This window comes from Pseudomonas sp. E141 (genome assembly GCF_052659885.1).
In genome coordinates this window covers 4,456,674-4,473,161 of sequence record NZ_CP084024.1, presented here as the reverse complement: position 1 = coordinate 4,473,161, position 16,488 = coordinate 4,456,674, and the positions used below count along the sequence as shown (strand labels likewise).

General features: G+C 59.5%; 15 protein-coding genes. 10 read left to right on the top strand and 5 right to left on the bottom strand.

Annotation, left to right across the window (positions count from 1 at the left end; genetic code table 11):
- Nucleotides 1-290 precede the first annotated feature (290 nt).
- The 4 genes from secA to GKKCFE_RS20070 all read left to right on the top strand — a co-directional run bounded on the left by secA (nt 291) and on the right by GKKCFE_RS20070 (nt 6,100).
- Nucleotides 291-3,026: a preprotein translocase subunit SecA gene (gene secA / locus GKKCFE_RS20085; RefSeq protein ID WP_047227085.1), complete on the top strand. Its 2,736-nt coding sequence runs from the start codon at nt 291-293 to the stop codon at nt 3,024-3,026.
- Between the two features lie 122 nt (nt 3,027-3,148).
- A complete protein-coding gene (argJ, locus tag GKKCFE_RS20080; protein WP_047227084.1) occupies nt 3,149-4,366 on the top strand; it encodes a bifunctional glutamate N-acetyltransferase/amino-acid acetyltransferase ArgJ in 1,218 nt (405 codons plus the stop codon).
- A 160-nt stretch (nt 4,367-4,526) separates the two neighbouring features.
- Nucleotides 4,527-5,159 (top strand): glutathione S-transferase family protein, encoded by a 633-nt coding sequence (locus tag GKKCFE_RS20075; protein ID WP_047227083.1) that lies wholly within the window; start codon nt 4,527-4,529, stop codon nt 5,157-5,159.
- On the top strand, nt 5,156-6,100 hold the full coding sequence (locus tag GKKCFE_RS20070; RefSeq protein WP_445577014.1) for a Nudix family hydrolase: 945 nt from the start codon (nt 5,156-5,158) through the stop codon (nt 6,098-6,100). The genes GKKCFE_RS20075 and GKKCFE_RS20070 overlap by 4 nt, the downstream gene beginning before the upstream one ends.
- A 141-nt stretch (nt 6,101-6,241) precedes the next feature.
- Here GKKCFE_RS20070 and GKKCFE_RS20065 read toward each other — a convergent pair whose 3' ends face one another.
- Genes GKKCFE_RS20065 through GKKCFE_RS20055 form a run of 3 tightly spaced genes read right to left on the bottom strand, consistent with a single transcriptional unit; the run spans nt 6,242 to nt 9,826 of the window.
- Complete coding sequence (locus GKKCFE_RS20065) at nt 6,242-6,823, bottom strand: cob(I)yrinic acid a,c-diamide adenosyltransferase (RefSeq protein WP_445577013.1); 582 nt, start codon at nt 6,821-6,823, stop codon at nt 6,242-6,244.
- A 2-nt stretch (nt 6,824-6,825) separates the two neighbouring features.
- Complete coding sequence (locus GKKCFE_RS20060; protein WP_445577012.1) at nt 6,826-8,862, bottom strand: sensor histidine kinase; 2,037 nt, start codon at nt 8,860-8,862, stop codon at nt 6,826-6,828.
- Nucleotides 8,863-8,908: 46 nt separating this feature from the next.
- Nucleotides 8,909-9,826 carry a putative 2-dehydropantoate 2-reductase gene (locus GKKCFE_RS20055; protein WP_439125205.1) on the bottom strand — a complete coding sequence of 306 codons (918 nt, stop codon included), beginning with the start codon at nt 9,824-9,826 and terminating at the stop codon, nt 8,909-8,911.
- Between the two features lie 142 nt (nt 9,827-9,968).
- On the opposite strand from GKKCFE_RS20055, the gene GKKCFE_RS20050 reads away from it, so the two are divergent.
- Nucleotides 9,969-10,454 (top strand): YajQ family cyclic di-GMP-binding protein, encoded by a 486-nt coding sequence (locus GKKCFE_RS20050; RefSeq protein ID WP_003205057.1) that lies wholly within the window; start codon nt 9,969-9,971, stop codon nt 10,452-10,454.
- A gap of 97 nt (nt 10,455-10,551) precedes the next feature.
- A complete protein-coding gene (locus GKKCFE_RS20045) occupies nt 10,552-11,394 on the top strand; it encodes a mechanosensitive ion channel family protein (protein WP_445577011.1) in 843 nt (280 codons plus the stop codon).
- A 151-nt stretch (nt 11,395-11,545) separates the two neighbouring features.
- Here GKKCFE_RS20045 and GKKCFE_RS20040 read toward each other — a convergent pair whose 3' ends face one another.
- Entirely contained in the window at nt 11,546-12,808 is a 1,263-nt protein-coding gene (locus GKKCFE_RS20040) for an OprD family porin (protein ID WP_139049279.1), read from the bottom strand.
- A gap of 855 nt (nt 12,809-13,663) precedes the next feature.
- Between GKKCFE_RS20040 and GKKCFE_RS20035 the strand changes: the two genes are divergently transcribed.
- Nucleotides 13,664-14,089: an HIT family protein gene (locus GKKCFE_RS20035; RefSeq protein ID WP_076383691.1), complete on the top strand. Its 426-nt coding sequence runs from the start codon at nt 13,664-13,666 to the stop codon at nt 14,087-14,089.
- A 3-nt stretch (nt 14,090-14,092) separates the two neighbouring features.
- Nucleotides 14,093-14,299 (top strand): SlyX family protein, encoded by a 207-nt coding sequence (locus GKKCFE_RS20030; RefSeq protein WP_047227075.1) that lies wholly within the window; start codon nt 14,093-14,095, stop codon nt 14,297-14,299.
- A gap of 70 nt (nt 14,300-14,369) precedes the next feature.
- Here GKKCFE_RS20030 and GKKCFE_RS20025 read toward each other — a convergent pair whose 3' ends face one another.
- Nucleotides 14,370-14,975, bottom strand: coding sequence for a cold-shock protein (locus tag GKKCFE_RS20025; RefSeq protein WP_047227074.1), 606 nt, complete (start codon nt 14,973-14,975; stop codon nt 14,370-14,372).
- A gap of 374 nt (nt 14,976-15,349) precedes the next feature.
- On the opposite strand from GKKCFE_RS20025, the gene GKKCFE_RS20020 reads away from it, so the two are divergent.
- Both GKKCFE_RS20020 and GKKCFE_RS20015 read left to right on the top strand, forming a co-directional pair.
- Nucleotides 15,350-15,823 carry a Dps family protein gene (locus GKKCFE_RS20020; RefSeq protein WP_047227073.1) on the top strand — a complete coding sequence of 158 codons (474 nt, stop codon included), beginning with the start codon at nt 15,350-15,352 and terminating at the stop codon, nt 15,821-15,823.
- Nucleotides 15,824-16,029: 206 nt separating this feature from the next.
- Nucleotides 16,030-16,407, top strand: coding sequence for a ribbon-helix-helix domain-containing protein (locus tag GKKCFE_RS20015; protein WP_076383692.1), 378 nt, complete (start codon nt 16,030-16,032; stop codon nt 16,405-16,407).
- Nucleotides 16,408-16,488 lie beyond the last annotated feature (81 nt).

Sequence of the window (16,488 nt, the reverse complement as noted above, 5' to 3'; positions counted from 1 at the left end):
GCCATGGTAGCAGAAAGCGCCGAGTGCGCCGAGTGCGCCGCGACCGCTCGCCGCGGGCGCCCTTGTCCGTGCAATCAATGAATAACTTCTCTCGTTTGTGGGTTGAAGTTCGCGCAAAAGCCCTTATTTTAGGGAGGCCCCGTCACAGCGCTGTGCCAGCATCGTGGAATAACGCCACTTTCCTCACCATCGTTTCCGGGTAGAATGCTCGTTCGCATGCGGCCATGAGGGCTGCACGGGCGACTCACGGGGCCGCCCTCCATCCCTTTAGTGTGGAAGATCCTGCCGATATGTTTGCGCCTTTGTTAAAGAAACTTTTTGGAAGCAAGAACGAGCGTGAAGTCAAACGCATGCTCAAGACGGTACAGATCGTCAATGCCTTCGAAGAGCAAATGGTGGCCCTTTCGGACGATCAGTTACGCGCCAAGACTGCCGAATTCAAGGACCGCATCGCCAAGGGGGAAACCCTTGACCAGCTCCTGCCCGAAGCCTTCGCGGTTGCCCGTGAAGCCGGCAAGCGGGTGATGGGCATGCGTCACTTCGACGTTCAGTTGATCGGCGGCATGACCTTGCACGAAGGCAAGATCGCTGAAATGCGTACCGGTGAGGGCAAGACCCTGGTGGCGACACTGGCGGTATACCTCAATGCACTGTCCGGCAAGGGCGTGCACGTGGTGACGGTCAACGACTACCTGGCCCGTCGTGATGCCAACTGGATGCGTCCGCTGTATGAATTCCTCGGCCTGACGGTCGGCGTGGTCACGCCGTTCCAGCCGCCGGAAGAAAAACGCACCGCCTACGCTTGCGATATCACCTACGGCACCAACAACGAATTCGGTTTCGATTACCTGCGCGACAACATGGCGTTCAGCATGGATGAAAAATTCCAGCGTGAACTCAACTTTGCCGTGATCGACGAAGTCGACTCCATTCTCATCGACGAAGCCCGTACCCCGCTGATCATTTCCGGTCAGGCCGAGGACAGCTCCAAGCTGTACATCGAGATCAACAAGTTGATCCCGCAGCTGGAACTTCACGTCGAAGAAGTCGAGGGTGAAGTGACCAAGGCAGGCCATTACACGGTCGACGAGAAGACCCGTCAGGTCGAGCTCAATGAAGCCGGTCACCAGTTCATCGAGGAAATGCTCACCCGCGTCGGCCTGCTGGCCGAGGGCGAGAGCCTGTACTCGGCCCATAACCTGGGCCTGCTGACCCACGTCTATGCCGGCCTGCGTGCGCACAAGCTGTTCCATCGCAACGTCGAGTACATCGTCCAGGACGGCCAGGTCGTGCTGGTGGATGAGCATACCGGCCGGACCATGCCGGGCCGTCGTCTGTCCGAAGGCCTGCACCAGGCCATCGAAGCCAAGGAAGGTTTGAACATCCAGGCCGAAAGCCAGACCCTGGCCTCGACCACTTTCCAGAACTACTTCCGTCTGTACAACAAGCTGTCCGGCATGACCGGTACCGCCGACACCGAAGCGTTCGAATTCCATCAGATCTACGGCCTGCAAGTGATGGTGATCCCGCCTAACAAGCCGCTGGCCCGTAAAGACTACAACGACCTGGTGTTCCTCACCGCCGATGAGAAATACGCGGCGATCATCGCCGACATCAAGGAATGCATGGCCCAGGGCCGTCCTATCCTGGTGGGTACCGCCACGATCGAAACCTCCGAGCACATGTCCGCATTGCTCACCAAGGAAGGTATCGAGCACAAGGTCCTCAACGCCAAGTTCCACGAAAAAGAAGCCGAGATCATCGCCCAGGCCGGTCGCCCGGGTGCCCTGACCATTGCCACCAACATGGCCGGCCGTGGTACCGACATCCTGTTGGGCGGCAACTGGGAAGTGGAAGTGGCCTCCCTGGAAAACCCGACGCCCGAGCAGATCGCGCAGATCAAGGCCGACTGGCAGAAGCGTCATCAACAGGTGCTCGAGTCCGGCGGTTTGCAGGTGATCGCTTCCGAGCGTCACGAATCGCGTCGTATCGACAACCAGCTGCGTGGCCGTGCCGGTCGCCAGGGCGATGCCGGTTCCAGCCGCTTCTATCTGTCGTTGGAAGACAGCCTGATGCGTATCTTTGCCTCTGATCGGGTGAAGAACTTCATGAAGGCCCTGGGCATGCAGCCGGGCGAAGCGATCGAACACCGGATGGTCACCAACGCCATCGAGAAAGCCCAGCGCAAGGTCGAGGGCCGCAACTTCGATATCCGCAAGCAATTGCTGGAGTTCGACGACGTCAACAACGAACAGCGTAAAGTGATTTATCACATGCGTAACAGTTTGTTGGCCGCCGACAACATTGGCGAAACCATCGCAGATTTCCGCCAGGACGTGCTCAACGCAACCGTCAGCGCCCACATTCCGCCGCAGTCGCTGCCTGAGCAGTGGGATGTCGCCGGTCTGGAAGCTGCCTTGCAGAGCGACTTCGGCGTGGCGTTGCCGATTCAGCAATGGCTGGACGAAGACGATCACCTGTACGAAGAAACCCTTCGTGAGAAGCTGCTGGCTGAACTGATCGCCGCGTACAACGAGAAAGAAGACCAGGCCGGCGAAGAAGCGCTGCGCTCCTTCGAGAAGCAGATCGTACTGCGGGTGCTGGACGACTTGTGGAAAGACCACCTGTCGACCATGGATCACTTGCGCCATGGTATCCACCTGCGTGGTTATGCCCAGAAGAACCCCAAGCAGGAGTACAAGCGCGAGTCGTTCACGCTGTTCTCCGAGTTGCTGGATTCGATCAAGCGCGACTCGATCCGCGTGTTGTCCCACGTTCAGGTTCGCCGCGAAGACCCGGCCGAAGAAGAAGCCCGTTTGCGTCAGGAAGCCGAAGCCTTGGCCGCGCGCATGCAGTTCGAGCACGCCCCGGCCCCAGGCCTGGAAGTTGCCCAGGAGGAGGGCGCCGAGGTGGATGTTGCCTTGGCGACCGCGCCGGTACGTAACGAGCAGAAGCTGGGCCGCAACGAGCTGTGCTATTGCGGTTCGGGCAAGAAATACAAGCATTGTCACGGGCAGATTCAGTAACACCCGTTTCAAGCGCTGAACGACCCGCGCCGCGACCGGCTTTCAGCCGTCGCGGCGTTTTGCCATTTTGATTCGCCGTCTCGATTAAGGCGGTGTCGATTTATCTATTTAGGAGCGCATTCATGGCTGTTGGTCTTGGTCCGTTGCCAACGTTGCACCCGGTTGCCGGTTTTGAACTCGGTATCGCCTCGGCGGGCATCAAGCGCCCAGGGCGCAAGGATGTCGTGGTCATGCGTTGCGCCGAAGGCTCGACGGTTGCCGGCGTGTTCACCCTCAACGCCTTTTGCGCCGCGCCGGTCATCCTGGCCAAGCAACGCGTGCAGGGGCCGGTGCGTTACCTGCTGACCAACACCGGTAACGCCAACGCCGGCACCGGCGCGCCAGGCCTGGCCGCCGCCGAACGCACCTGCGCCAAGCTGGCCGAACTGACCGGCGTCGACGCCAGCCAGGTGCTGCCGTACTCCACCGGGGTGATCGGCGAACCGCTGCCGGTCGAGAAGATCGAAGGCGCGTTGCAGGCCGCTCTGGATGACCTGTCGGAAAACAACTGGGCCGCTGCCGCCACCGGCATCATGACCACCGACACGCTGCCCAAAGGGGCCAGTCGTCAATTCCAGCACGATGGCGTGACCGTCACCGTCACCGGCATCAGCAAAGGCGCCGGCATGATCCGCCCGAACATGGCGACCATGCTTGGCTACATCGCCACTGACGCCAAAGTCTCCCGGCAGGTGCTGCAAGACCTGATGCTCGACGGCGCCAACAAGTCGTTCAACCGCATCACCATCGACGGCGACACCTCCACCAACGACTGCTGCATGCTGATCGCCACCGGCAAGGCCGACCTGCCGGAAATTACCGAAGCCAGCGGTGCGCTGTTTGCCGCCCTGAAGCAGGCGGTATTCGAAGTCTGCATGGAAGTGGCCCAGGCCATCGTCCGTGACGGCGAAGGCGCGACCAAGTTCGTGACCGTGCAAGTCAACGGTGGCGGCAACCATCAGGAATGCCTGGATGTTGGCTACACCGTGGCGCACTCGCCGCTGATCAAGACCGCGCTGTTCGCCTCCGACCCGAACTGGGGCCGGATCCTCGCCGCCGTCGGCCGTGCCGGTGTGCCGGACCTGGACGTGAGCAAGATCGACGTGTTCCTCGGTGAAGTCTGCATCGCCAGCCAGGGCGCACGCGCCGCCACCTACACCGAAGCCCAGGGCGCGGCGGTGATGCAGCAGGAAGAAATCACCATTCGTATCGAGCTGGGACGTGGTGATTGCAGCGAAACGATCTGGACGACTGATTTGTCCCACGAGTATGTGAAGATTAACGCGGAATATCGGACTTAACAGTTCGGGACCGAGTTGCTGCCATCGCGAGCAGGCTCGCTCCCACAGGGATTGGTTGGGTGACCTGGACCTGTTCACACCACCGATCCACTGTGGGAAACGAGCCTGCTCGCGATGGCGCCAATACAGCCTCCACAACACCCCAAGAAAGGATTCCGACTTGAGCCTGCACCTGATCATCGGCGACAAACACCTTTCCTCCTGGTCCTTGCGCGGTGCGCTGGCCCTGGCGTTGACCGGCGCAAAGTACACCGAAGAGCTGGTCAGGCTCGACCAACCGGACACCCGTGAGAAACTGCTCAAGTATTCAGCCACCGCCAAAGTCCCGTTGCTCAAGACCGAATTCGGTGTGATCGCCGACTCCCTGGCGATTGCCGAATACCTGGCTGAACAGTTTCCCGATGCGGGCCTCTGGCCCAGGGACGTCGCCGCCCGGGCTCAGGCACGTTCGGCCTGTGCACAAATGCACAGCGGTTTTTTTGCTATCCGCAGCCACATGCCGTTTGACCTGCTGCGCGATGCGCCGCTAGTGCCCATGCCGGCGGAAGTTCAAGCGGAAATCCAGCGGATGCTGGCACTGTGGGCCGAATGCCGTGCGGCGGCTACTGAAGCCGGGCCCTACCTGTTTGGCCGCTTGAGCCTGGCCGATGTGTTCTTCGCGCCGGTGGCCGTGCGCTTGCGCACCTATCAGGTGGCGTTGCCCGAGGTCGATGCGGCCTATGTCGAAACTATCTATCAATGGCCGGCGTTCAAGGCGTGGCAACAGGCCGGCCTGGAGGAAACAGCGCGGTGAAACGAGTCCATGTAGCGGCGGCGGTCATTCGTGACGCTGCCGGCAAAATCCTGATCGCCCGACGGGCCGACACCCAGCACCAGGGTGGCCTTTGGGAGTTTCCCGGTGGCAAGGTCGAGGCGGATGAGTCCGTCGAAACCGCCCTGGCCCGCGAACTTCATGAGGAGCTGGGCATTGTCGTCGACAACGCCCGGCCGTTGATCAAGGTGCGTCACGATTACCCGGATAAACAGGTGTTGCTGGATGTCTGGGAAGTCTCGGCGTTCACCGGCGAGCCCCACGGTGCCGAAGGGCAGCCGTTGGCCTGGGTCACGGCCCGGGAGCTTTTGAACCATGAGTTCCCGGCGGCCAACCAGCCGATCATCGCGGCGGCTCGTTTGCCCGGCGAATATTTGATCACCCCTGAAGGCCTCGAAACGCCGCAGTTGCTGCGCGGCATGCAAAAGGCTATCGCCGGCGGGATCAAACTGGTCCAGCTGCGCGCGCCCAACGGCTACGATCCGAAGTACCGCGATCTGGCGGTGGATGCGGCAGGTTTGTGCGCCGGCAAGGCCCAGTTGATGCTCAAGGGGCCTTTTGAATGGCTGGGGGATTTCCCGTCCGCCGGCTGGCACATTACCGCCGCGCAATTGCGCAAGCATGCTGCGGCCGGTCGTCCTTTCGGCAAAGACCGTTGGTTGGCGGCGTCCTGCCACAACGCCGAGGAGCTGTCCCTGGCGCAGCAGATGGACGTGGACTTCGTGACGCTCTCGCCGGTGCAACCGACCCAGACCCATCCCGAGGCCCAACCGCTGGGGTGGGAAGAGGCTTCGCGGTTGATCGAGGGCTTCAATAGGCCGGTGTATCTGTTGGGCGGGGTGGGGCCTGACGAACGGCAGCAAGCCTGGGCCGCTGGGGCGCAGGGTGTGGCGGGGATTCGGGCGTTTTGGCCTGGGCCTTGATTGGGTGGGGTGTTCGCGGGCCTCATCGCGAGCAGGCTCGCTCCCACATGGGATTTATGGTGTAACCAGTATCCATGTCACGCAACAGATTCTCTGTGGGAGCGAGCCTGCTCGCGATGAGGTCCTGACAGGCGACCCAGCTCAACTCTCGGGCTTGGCAGCCGCCACCCACAGCACCTCAGCCACCCCTTGCCGCCGGGCAATGACCCGCGCCGCGACGAATAACAGATCCGACAACCGATTGATATACGCCAACCCCGGCCCGGCCAACGGCTCCACGGCGTTCAACTGCTGACAACGGCGTTCGGCGCTACGGGCCAGGCTGCGGCAGACGTGGGCCTGGGCGATCAGTGTCGAGCCACCGGGCAGGATGAAATTCTCCAGCGGCCCGAGTTCTTCGTTCCATGCATCGATGGCTGCTTCCAGGCGCTCGACTTCCAGCATGTTCAAGGCCTGATAAGCCGGCATCGCCAGTTCACCGCCCAGGTCGAACAGTCGATGCTGACAAGGCGCCAAGACCTCGATCAGCTCCTGTAGCGCCGGATATTCAGCTGCCTCTACCGCGAGGCTGGCGAGCAACAATCCCAACTGACTGTTGAGCGTGTCCACCTCGCCAATGGCCTCGACCCGTGGATGGTCCTTGGCTACACGGCGACCATCCCCCAACCCGGTCTCACCTTTGTCGCCGGTGCGGGTGTAAATCTTCGACAGGCGAAAACCCATGTTCAGCGCTCCAGTTGTTTGTGTTCCTGCGGCACCATTGAGGTGCCGGTCAATGGCAGGCGCAAGGTGAAGCAGGTGCCCTGGCCCGGCGCCGACTGCACTTCCATCTGGCCCTTGTGATTATTGGTGATGATGAAATACGACACCGACAGCCCCAGCCCGGTCCCTTGGCCGATTTCCTTGGTGGTGAAGAACGGCTCGAAGGTGCGTTTGCGTACGTTCTCGTTCATGCCGATGCCGTTGTCCTCCACCTGGATCTCTGCCCACGGTGGGTTCAGCCGCGTGCGCAGGATAATGCGCCCGGGTTCGCTGTCGTCCTGGCGTTGATGGATCGCCTGGGCGGCGTTTTTCAGCAGGTTGAGCAGCACCTGCTCCAGCTCGTTGGCGGTGCCGGGCACCGGGCCCAGGTTGGGGTCGAACTGCCGGATGATCGCCTGGCCCTTGAAATCGAAACCGATCGCCAGGTCGAAGTCGTTACCGGCGATCTCCACCGCCTGGTCGATCAGTGCCGGTAGGTCGCAGGGTGCCATCTGCCGGGTGCTGCGCCGGCTGAAGCTGAGCATGTGGGTGACAATTTTCGCCGCCCGGGCGCCGGCCTGCTGGATGCCGTCAAGCAACTGCGGGATTTCCCGGCTTTGCAGGTAAAGGTTCACCCTCTGCAGTTCGATATTCAGTTGTTCGGCCTGTTCGATGTTCTTCGGCAGTTCCGGCGACAGACGTCGGCGGATGTTTTGCACGTTGTGCAGGATGGCTCCCAGCGGGTTGTTGATTTCATGGGCCATGCCCGCCGCAAGGCCGCCGACCGAGAGCATCTTCTCCGATTGCACCATCATTTCTTCCAGCGACAGGCGTTGGGTGATGTCATCGATGCGGATCACCACGCCGCGTCCGGCGCCGCCCATCAGTGGATAGAAAGTGAGGGCGTAGTGCCGGGCCTCGTCGTCCTTGGTCCAGGTGACGCGTTCGATTTTCGCTACCGTGTGCTGTTCGACCGTTTGCTTGAGCTGCGGCAGATAAGGCTTGAGCGGTTCGAAGGCGAGGAAGATCGGCTGGTTCAGCGCCTCGTCCAGGCGTGTGCCGGAGAGGGCGCTGGCTTCCTGGTTCCATTGGGTGACGTAGAGTTGTTCGTCGAGGGCGATCAGGGCCGAGGGCATGGAGTCGATAATGCTGTTGAGGTAGTTCTGGAAACCGGTGAGCTTTTTCTCGATCTTGCTGCGCACCTGGACTTCCAGCTCCAGTTTGCGATTGGTGTGGCGGGTTTCTTCCGCCAGGCCCTGGGCCTGGTCGTAGGCGGCCTGGGAATCGTCCCGCGCCCGCTTGAGTTGCTGCTCCCGGGCTTCGATCCGCGAGAGCATGGTGTTGAACGCCTCGGCCAGACTGCCGATTTCGTCGTGGTTGCCGCGGGCGGCGCGCAGGGAATAGTTCTCCTCGCGGGTGACCTGGCGCGACAGTTCCTCGAGCTGATGAATCGGCTGGGTGATCAGGCGTTTGATCTGCTGGGCAATGACCAGCCAGAGCAAGACGCTGAAAATCAGGATGCCGAGGCTGGCGGTCAGGGTGCCGGTGTAGAACGCCGTCGGCAGTTCGCTGCTGGCCACCAGCAACAGATGACCCGGCGCCGTCCCCGGGCGGGGCAGGGTGATGACCTGATTGCTGCGAAACTCACTGGCTTGCCACGCCTGCATGTGGCGGTAATGGTCCGGCAGCTTGAGCTTTTCGCCCTGTTGCAGTTGCGCCAGGCGTGCGCCCTCGCCGTCATACAACGCAGCGGCCCGCAACGGCGCGTAGCTGTTGAGTTCATCCAGCAGGCGCTGGGCGGTCTGGGGCGACTGCAGGGCGTCGGCGATCAGGCTCGGGTTGGCCACCAGTCGACCGATGGTCTGCAGGGCTTGGGGCGCCATGCTTTCCTGGGAAATGTAATAGGCGGCGCTGATAAAGGTCAGGTTGGCCACCAACAGGACGGTGGTCAACAACACCAGCAGGGCGGCCAGCAGTTTCTGGCCGACCGGGAGGTTTTCAAGGCGCTGGCGCAATGGCATCGGACTCTTCATTAAAAAGGAACACGAGGGCCAGCGTAGCCGCTGCTCAGTCGCCGGGCAATCCGAGGTTGTTCAAGTGGGCAATCAGTCGCTGCCGCAATTGTTCCAGGTGTGGCACCGGTAACCGGTGGCGCTCGGCAACCTTGCAAGCGTGGCCGAGCAGGTAGCTGATTTCGGTGCGGCGGCCATGGGCGACGTCTTGGTACATCGAGGAGTAGTTGGCGGCGGTAGCCTGGATGACCCGTTCGACTTCCGGCTGCAAGTCTTCGGCCGCCATGGGCTGGCCGCAGCGTTCCAGCAGGTCCGTGAGTTCCGCGCAGAGGGTCGCCACTTCGCAGTGATGCGTCTGCAAGCCGCCGTTCTTGCAGTGGTGCAGGACGGTCAGAGGGTTGATGGCACAGTTGAGCGCCAGTTTGCGCCAGAGCCGGGTGAGGATGTCAGCCGTCCATTCGTGGGGTATGCCGGCGGCGGTGAGGTCGTCCAGCCAGAACGGTGCTACCGGGTGCGCGGGGTCACCCAGCCAGGTGTAGCCGTGGCCGGCAAACACCACGCGCCAGTCACCGTCGCGGAATGCCCCTTCGGTACTGGAGGCACTGATGCAACGGGCCTGGGGAACACGATTGGCGACTGCGTCCTGACTGCCGAGGCCGTTCTGTAGCAGGATCAGTTCCGCGTCGGCGCTCAGGCGATGAGCCACAGAAGCCACGGCCGCTTCGGCGTCATAGGCTTTGCAGGCCAGGAGCAGGCGTTTGATCGGCTCGGGGGCGTCGGCTGTTTGCCCGGGGACCGGGTAATGTTGGGCCTGGCCCTGTTCCACCAGCGTCAGACCACCGGCGGCCCGATAGGCCTGCAAGCGTTGTTCATTGCGCAGTACCAGCCGCACCGGCAAACCGGCCCGGGCCAGGCGCGTCGCCCACAACGTACCGAGGCTGCCGGCCCCCAGGACATGCCAGGTAGTAGGCATCAGTTTTTTACTCGGTTTGGCGCAGGCATCTGGGGGCTCGCAGTGTCGACAGGAAAAGACCCGTTATAATGAGCCCGATTTTAACCACAAGCCAAGCACGCGCCTTTGTCACGGGCGCGTCTTTTTTATTGGAGAACACTACATGCCGTCATTCGACGTGGTATCCGAACTGGACAAACACGAAGTCACCAACGCCGTTGAAAACGCCGTCAAGGAACTCGACCGTCGTTATGACCTCAAGGGCAAGGGCAGTTTCGAGTTCAAGGAGAAGGACCTGACCGTCAACCTGACCGCCGAGGCCGACTTCCAGCTTGAGGCAATGATCGAGATCCTCAAGCTGGCCCTGGTCAAGCGCAAGATCGACGTTCAGTGCCTTGAGGTCAAGGACGCCTATGCCTCGGGCAAGCTGATGAAGCAGGAAGCCGTGCTCAAGGAAGGCATCGACAAGGAACTGGCGAAGAAAATCGTTGCTCATATCAAGGACGCCAAGCTCAAGGTGCAAGCCGCCATCCAGGGCGAGCAAGTACGCGTCACTGGCAAAAAGCGTGATGACTTGCAGGAAGCCATCGCGGCACTGCGGGGCAAGGAATTCGGCATGCCTTTGCAGTTCAATAACTTCCGCGACTGACACCCGGTGCACAGAGGCATTGTGGGGAGCGGGCAAACGCTCTTTTCACAATGCTTCGCCCGGTCTTTCGTGGTTACGGCAATAGAAGGAGAGGTAGATGGACTTGAACGCTGAAGTGGACAACTTGATCAAGGCGTCCGAGGCCTGGATCCCCATGATCATGGAGTACGGCAGCCGGGTGCTGCTGGCGGTGGTTACGCTGGCCATTGGCTGGTGGCTGATCAACAAGGTAACCCGCAAACTCGGCGGGCTGTTGGCACTGCGCAATGCCGACCTGGCGCTGCAAGGGTTCATCAGCAACCTGGCGAACATCATCCTCAAGATCCTGCTGATCGTCAGCGTGGCGTCGATGATCGGCATTGAAACCACCTCGTTCATCGCGGCTATCGGTGCGGCAGGCCTGGCGATCGGCCTGGCATTGCAGGGCAGTCTGGCGAACTTCGCCGGTGGTGTGTTGATTCTGTTATTCCGTCCGTTCCGCATCGGTGACTGGATCGAAGCTCAAGGCGTGGCCGGTACGGTCGACAGCATCCAGATCTTTCACACCGTGATTCGCACCGGTGACAACAAAACTGTCATCGTGCCCAACGGCAACCTGTCGAACGGCATCATCACCAACACCAATCGCCAGCCGACCCGCAAAGTCGTGTTCGATGTAGGCGTGGATTACCAGGCCGACCTGCAAAAGGCTCGCGAAGTGTTGTTGGAGCTGGCCAAGGACGAGCGTGTACTGGCCGATCCGGCGCCGGAAGCGGTGATTTCGACCTTGGGCGACAGTTCGATCACGGTGTCGTTGCGGGTATGGGTCAAAACGGCCGATTACTGGAACGTGATGTTCATGTTCAATGAACAGGCCCGGGATCGTTTGAAAGACGCGGGGATTGATATTCCGTTTCCACAGCGGGTTATTCGTATGGTCCACGAAGGGGCTGCGCAGTAACGCTTTGAATGCATGAGCTGATTGTTAGTTAGCTTGCTAATTACGAGGTTGCTTTTAAGCTGACTTGTAATGGGCACAAAAAAACCGCTCACCTGGATCAGGTGAGCGGTTTTTTATATGTTGCCGGTGTAACTATCGAGTGACCGCTGAATTACAAGATGCTCAGAGGGTATTCGACGATGATGCGGAAGTCATTGTTGTCGTTGCCGTTGATGGCATTGTAAGAGCTGTTAGTGCGGTAGAACGCGCTACGCAGGCGGAAAGACAAGTCTTTGGCTGGACCGCTTTGCATGACGTATTTGGTTTCGAAGTCCCACTCGTGCTCTTTGCCTTCTTCACCGCCAGTCTCAATGTTGTCACCGGTGATGTACCGAGTCATGAAGCTCAGGCCAGGAACGCCGTAGGTCTTCATGTTCAGGTCGTAGCGAGCCTGCCAAGAGCGCTCGTCTGCGCCGTTGAAGTCGGAGTATTGGACCGAGTTGGCGAGGAAGATAGTACCGTTGCCGTCGGCGCCGTAAACGTAGCCGGTATCGCCGGTGGAGCGCTGGTGAGCCAGGGTGAACTTGTGGGCACCGATGGAATAGGCAGCTGCGAGGGACCAGATGCGGTTGTCAACGTCGCCGCTGAGCTTCTGACCTTGATCCTTGCTGTCATAGCCGTTGAAGTCGAAGTTAAGAGACTGATCTTCGTTGATCGGCAGCGTGTAGTTCAGGTTGATGTATTTCTTTTTGTAGTGGTCTTCAACGTCGGAAGCTGCTACGCCAGCTACAAAATTCTCGGTGAATTGGTAGGTTGCACCAGCGATATCAGCGGATTTCAGGCCGGTGCCGTTGATGCTGTCGTGACCCATGTGGTTCTGTCCGCTTATCGCGGTAAACCGACCAGCGCTCAGTTCCAGTCCTTCGATTTCTTTGCTGGTGATCATGGTGCCTGTGGCGACTTCCGGCAGCAGACGGCTGTCGTCGGTGGCGAGAACAGGGCTGGCAACGTATTGGCTGCCGTATTTAAGGACTGTGTCAGAGAGACGGAACTTGACCGCGCCACCACCAATGGATTGGGTGTCTTCTGGTCGGCCTTCGCTATCGTTACCGAACATGCCGTTACCGGTACGGCCACGACCACTGTCCAGTTTGACCATGCTGTTGACCAAGGCATCTACACCGAAACCAACGGTGCCTTGGGTGAAGCCGGACTCGTACGTGGCGCGCACGGCAAGGCCGGTTTCTTCGCGATAACTTTGCGAAGCACTAGAGTTGTTTTTGAAATCACGATTCATGTACAGCATACGGGTCAGAACGTTCAGGCTCTGATCTTCAAAAAAGCCCTTGGATTCTTCCTGGGAAGAGGCCATTGCGAACTGCGAGGTACTGGCCGAAACAGCCAGTGCGATCATGCTCCACTTCATCACGCGCATCGTGATTTGCTCCTTTGGTTTTTAGAAGAGTCTTGCCGTCCCACCTGTTTTTTTATCTGGGCGGCTCTTTCTTTTTGTGTCGGCGCGAACTTATATCACGACGACATTCATTGGCGATACTTGCCCATCCAATCTTTCAGCTTCTTTACGACCCTGTCGCCAATGGCTCGATCCATGTCGTATTTGGGCTGTTCCGGCGCAATCGGACTCACAACTCGAAGTTGCTTCTTTTTTCCGGCGTCGGTGTAAAGACTCCTTTGTTACTGCGCTTGAAGCTCCCTGTGGGCAACCTTGCCACTTTATTTATAGGCCCGCAGGTTTTCGCTTCCGGCGATGCCCTGCAGGCGATATGGGGATGAATGCAACAAGCATGCTCAAACCCGTTTTTTGTTCACGTTTTTTTCACATTCTCCCTGCTGGCACGGTGAAACCTCATGAAACCGGGCTCCAAAGGCCTTGTTTTAATTAGGGTTGACTGCTGTGTCGCTCTCGTGTTTAGAACCGCTAAACGCTGCGAGACAACCAAAAACGTTACCGGTTCACCCTCTCAGTGAGTAGATCACGGATGCTTCGTGCACTGAGCGTAGACGCGTTGTGCTGTTTTGGTGCAAAAAAATCTCTACCTTGTACGAAAATTTTACAGGCTCAGTGCAAAAGGCAGTGCTCGCAGCGCCCGTCTCAGGCCTATGTGTTACCGGCCGCGCTGAGTTGGTGCGCGTACTGGAAAAAAAGCATCGGACAGGGTCATGACAGTACGCAGTGAACCCTTCGACGTTCAAGGGTATGCTGCGGCTCTATGTCCCCCTCAGGCCCGCTGAGTCGGGCAAAAACGATAACCAGCGAGGAGTGCGCGCGGTGTTTGCTTTAGATCCACAACTGCAACAAGACACGTTAGTCATGGGTGACTTCCCGCTGTGCCGGTTGCTCTTGTCCAACGACTCCAATTACCCGTGGTTCATCCTCGTGCCGCGACGGGAAAATATCAGCGAATTGTTTCAATTGGATGACGCCGACCAGCGGCAGCTGTGGAAGGAAACCACGGCCCTGGCCGAAACCCTCAAGGACTCCTTCAATGCTGACAAGCTGAACGTTGCAACCTTGGGTAACGTCGTCAGTCAGTTGCACATGCACGTCATCGTGCGCAAGCGTGATGACGCGGCCTGGCCAGCGCCGGTCTGGGGCAAACACCCGGCCAGGTCGTATACTGCTGAACAGGTGAAGGTCATTCGCGACCGATTGCGAGCGGCCTTGACCGATGATTTCAAGTTTCTGGAGGGCTGAACCATGAACCTTGAAGAGCGTGTAACGGATCTGGAAAGCCGCCTGGCGTTTCAGGATGACACCATCCAGGCATTAAATGACGTGCTGGTGGAGCAGCAACGAGTGGTCGAGCGTCTGCAGCTGCAAATGGCCGCGTTGCTCAAGCGCCAGGAAGAGATGGCCGGGCAATTTGAAACCTTCGAAGAAGAAGCGCCTCCGCCTCACTACTGACCGACCGGAACGACAGGCAATAAAAAACCGCGAGCAGCCTGGCTGCATCGCGGTTTTTTTACGCTTGGGATCAGCGGCGCGGTAGCGCGGCGATCACATCTTCGGCCTGCAGGCCTTTGTCGCGGTTCATCACGGAGAACTCCACGCGCTGGCCTTCGACCAGGACGCGGTGGCCTTCACCACGAATGGCTCGGAAATGCACAAAGATGTCATCGCCGGAGTCGCGGGAGATGAAACCGAACCCCTTGGAAGTGTTGAACCACTTCACGGTGCCGGTATCGCGGTTGGACATGTCGTAGTTTTGCGGTGCGGCGGCCGGTGACGACTTCTTGTAGAAGCTGACAGCCAGGTGCAATGCCACGGCGAGCAGTGATGCGGCGAGGCTGAACAGCACGGCCGGTTGACCGGCGATTTGCGGCATGGGTGCCAGCAGGGTCAGGGTTTGCAGGGCAACGGCCAACACCAGCAAGGCGCTGACCAGGTTTTGCAGTTGATGACGTGGGCCTTTGTTCCAGTAGGGGATAACAGGTGCAAGGGTCAGGTTGAGCAGGCCGAAAAAGGCCAGGTAAAGCGCATCGGGATGTTGCAGGTAAGGCGTGGCTTCGGAACCCAGGCTAGGGATGAAGGACAGCAGCAGGGCAGCTGCGCCCATTAGCAAGTGGACGATTTTCAACATTTTGATTGACTCACGGTTAAGACGGATCACAAGGAAGAGCTGATCGGGGCGGTTCGCTTCGGAACAATAGAGAGGCGTTGGACACATTCCCGAATCAGCCTATGCGCCATGCCCGGAAAAATAGGCGTAGCGACACACTGCCTATTTAACAGCAAAGCCCCGACCTTCTCAAACCCGTTACGGGGGGCGGACCGCGCTGTTCGTCGGCGCAAGGTATCAGGCAAGGGCGTGAAATCTCCCGCCTCGTCGGAACCGTCCGGTGTTGCGGCTTGTCGGTTCAGGAGGGCTGGCGATTTGTCGCAGGCTGGCGGCGGTAACACCGGCTAGAGTGCAGGGGCCGCTGTCGAATTCATCACCGCAGGAGATCAACCAACATGGCCATTGATATCGGGATCAGTGAAGAAGATCGCAAATCCATCGTCGAGGGGCTTTCACGGCTGCTGTCGGACACTTACGTTCTGTACCTCAAGACCCATAATTTTCACTGGAACGTCACGGGGCCGATGTTTCGCACCCTGCACCTGATGTTCGAGGAGCAATACAACGAACTGGCGCTGGCGGTGGACCTGATTGCCGAACGCATTCGTGCCCTCGGCTTTCCTGCGCCGGGCGCTTACGCCGTGTATGCACGCTTGTCTTCTATCAAGGAAGAAGAAGGCGTGCCTGGCGCCGAAGACATGATCCGCCAGTTGGTCGAGGGTCAGGAAGCCGTGACGCGTACGGCCCGTAGCATCCTTCCTTTATCGGACAAGGTCAGTGACGAACCGACCACCGATCTGCTGACCCAGCGCATGCAGGTCCATGAAAAAACCGCATGGATGTTGCGCTCGCTGCTGGAAGACCGGTAAGCGCCGGGCCGGGCGATGACGGAGGGGCTGGCATTATCGCTGGCCCTTTGTGTAGGACGTCGTAATTCGTCGCCTGCCTGCTGCTGGCTTGTCCTACGCCGATGGTCATAAAGTCATCTGGAACTGGCGATGCCGTTGAGCTTCCATAGAGCCACAGATTGGTTGTTCCAATTGAGAGGTTCGTATGGCAAAGGAGTGTCAACGGTATGATTCAAGGAAAAGAACCCGGGGAGGGTGTGCATGGGCGCTTTCAGCCCATTACCATCGACCCGTTCGTCCGGGGGTTCGACATGCAGCTGGCCCGGCCCCTGTCCCGATCGATCCGCCTGAACGGGTTCGCCACCTGTCTTCGGCTCGAGCAGGTCTATTGGGATATTCTCGGTGACATGGCCCAGCTCAACAGCTGTTCCATCAGTACTCTGCTGTCCCATGTGGACCGGGAAGTGCACCTGCGCCATGGCGGGGTACGCAACTTCAGCGGTTTAGTGCGCGTGGTTTGCGTGGTGCACAGTTTGAAGGAGGCAGGGACGGAGGTCGTGGGGCGTCATTGGCGTGATGAATGCGTGGCGCCTGTCAGTGGCTGAAACCGACCGGCAACGGCCTGTGCCGTCTTACGGCTGCACAGGCCGCATTTAATGGATATAATCCCGCTCTTTGCCGCAAAG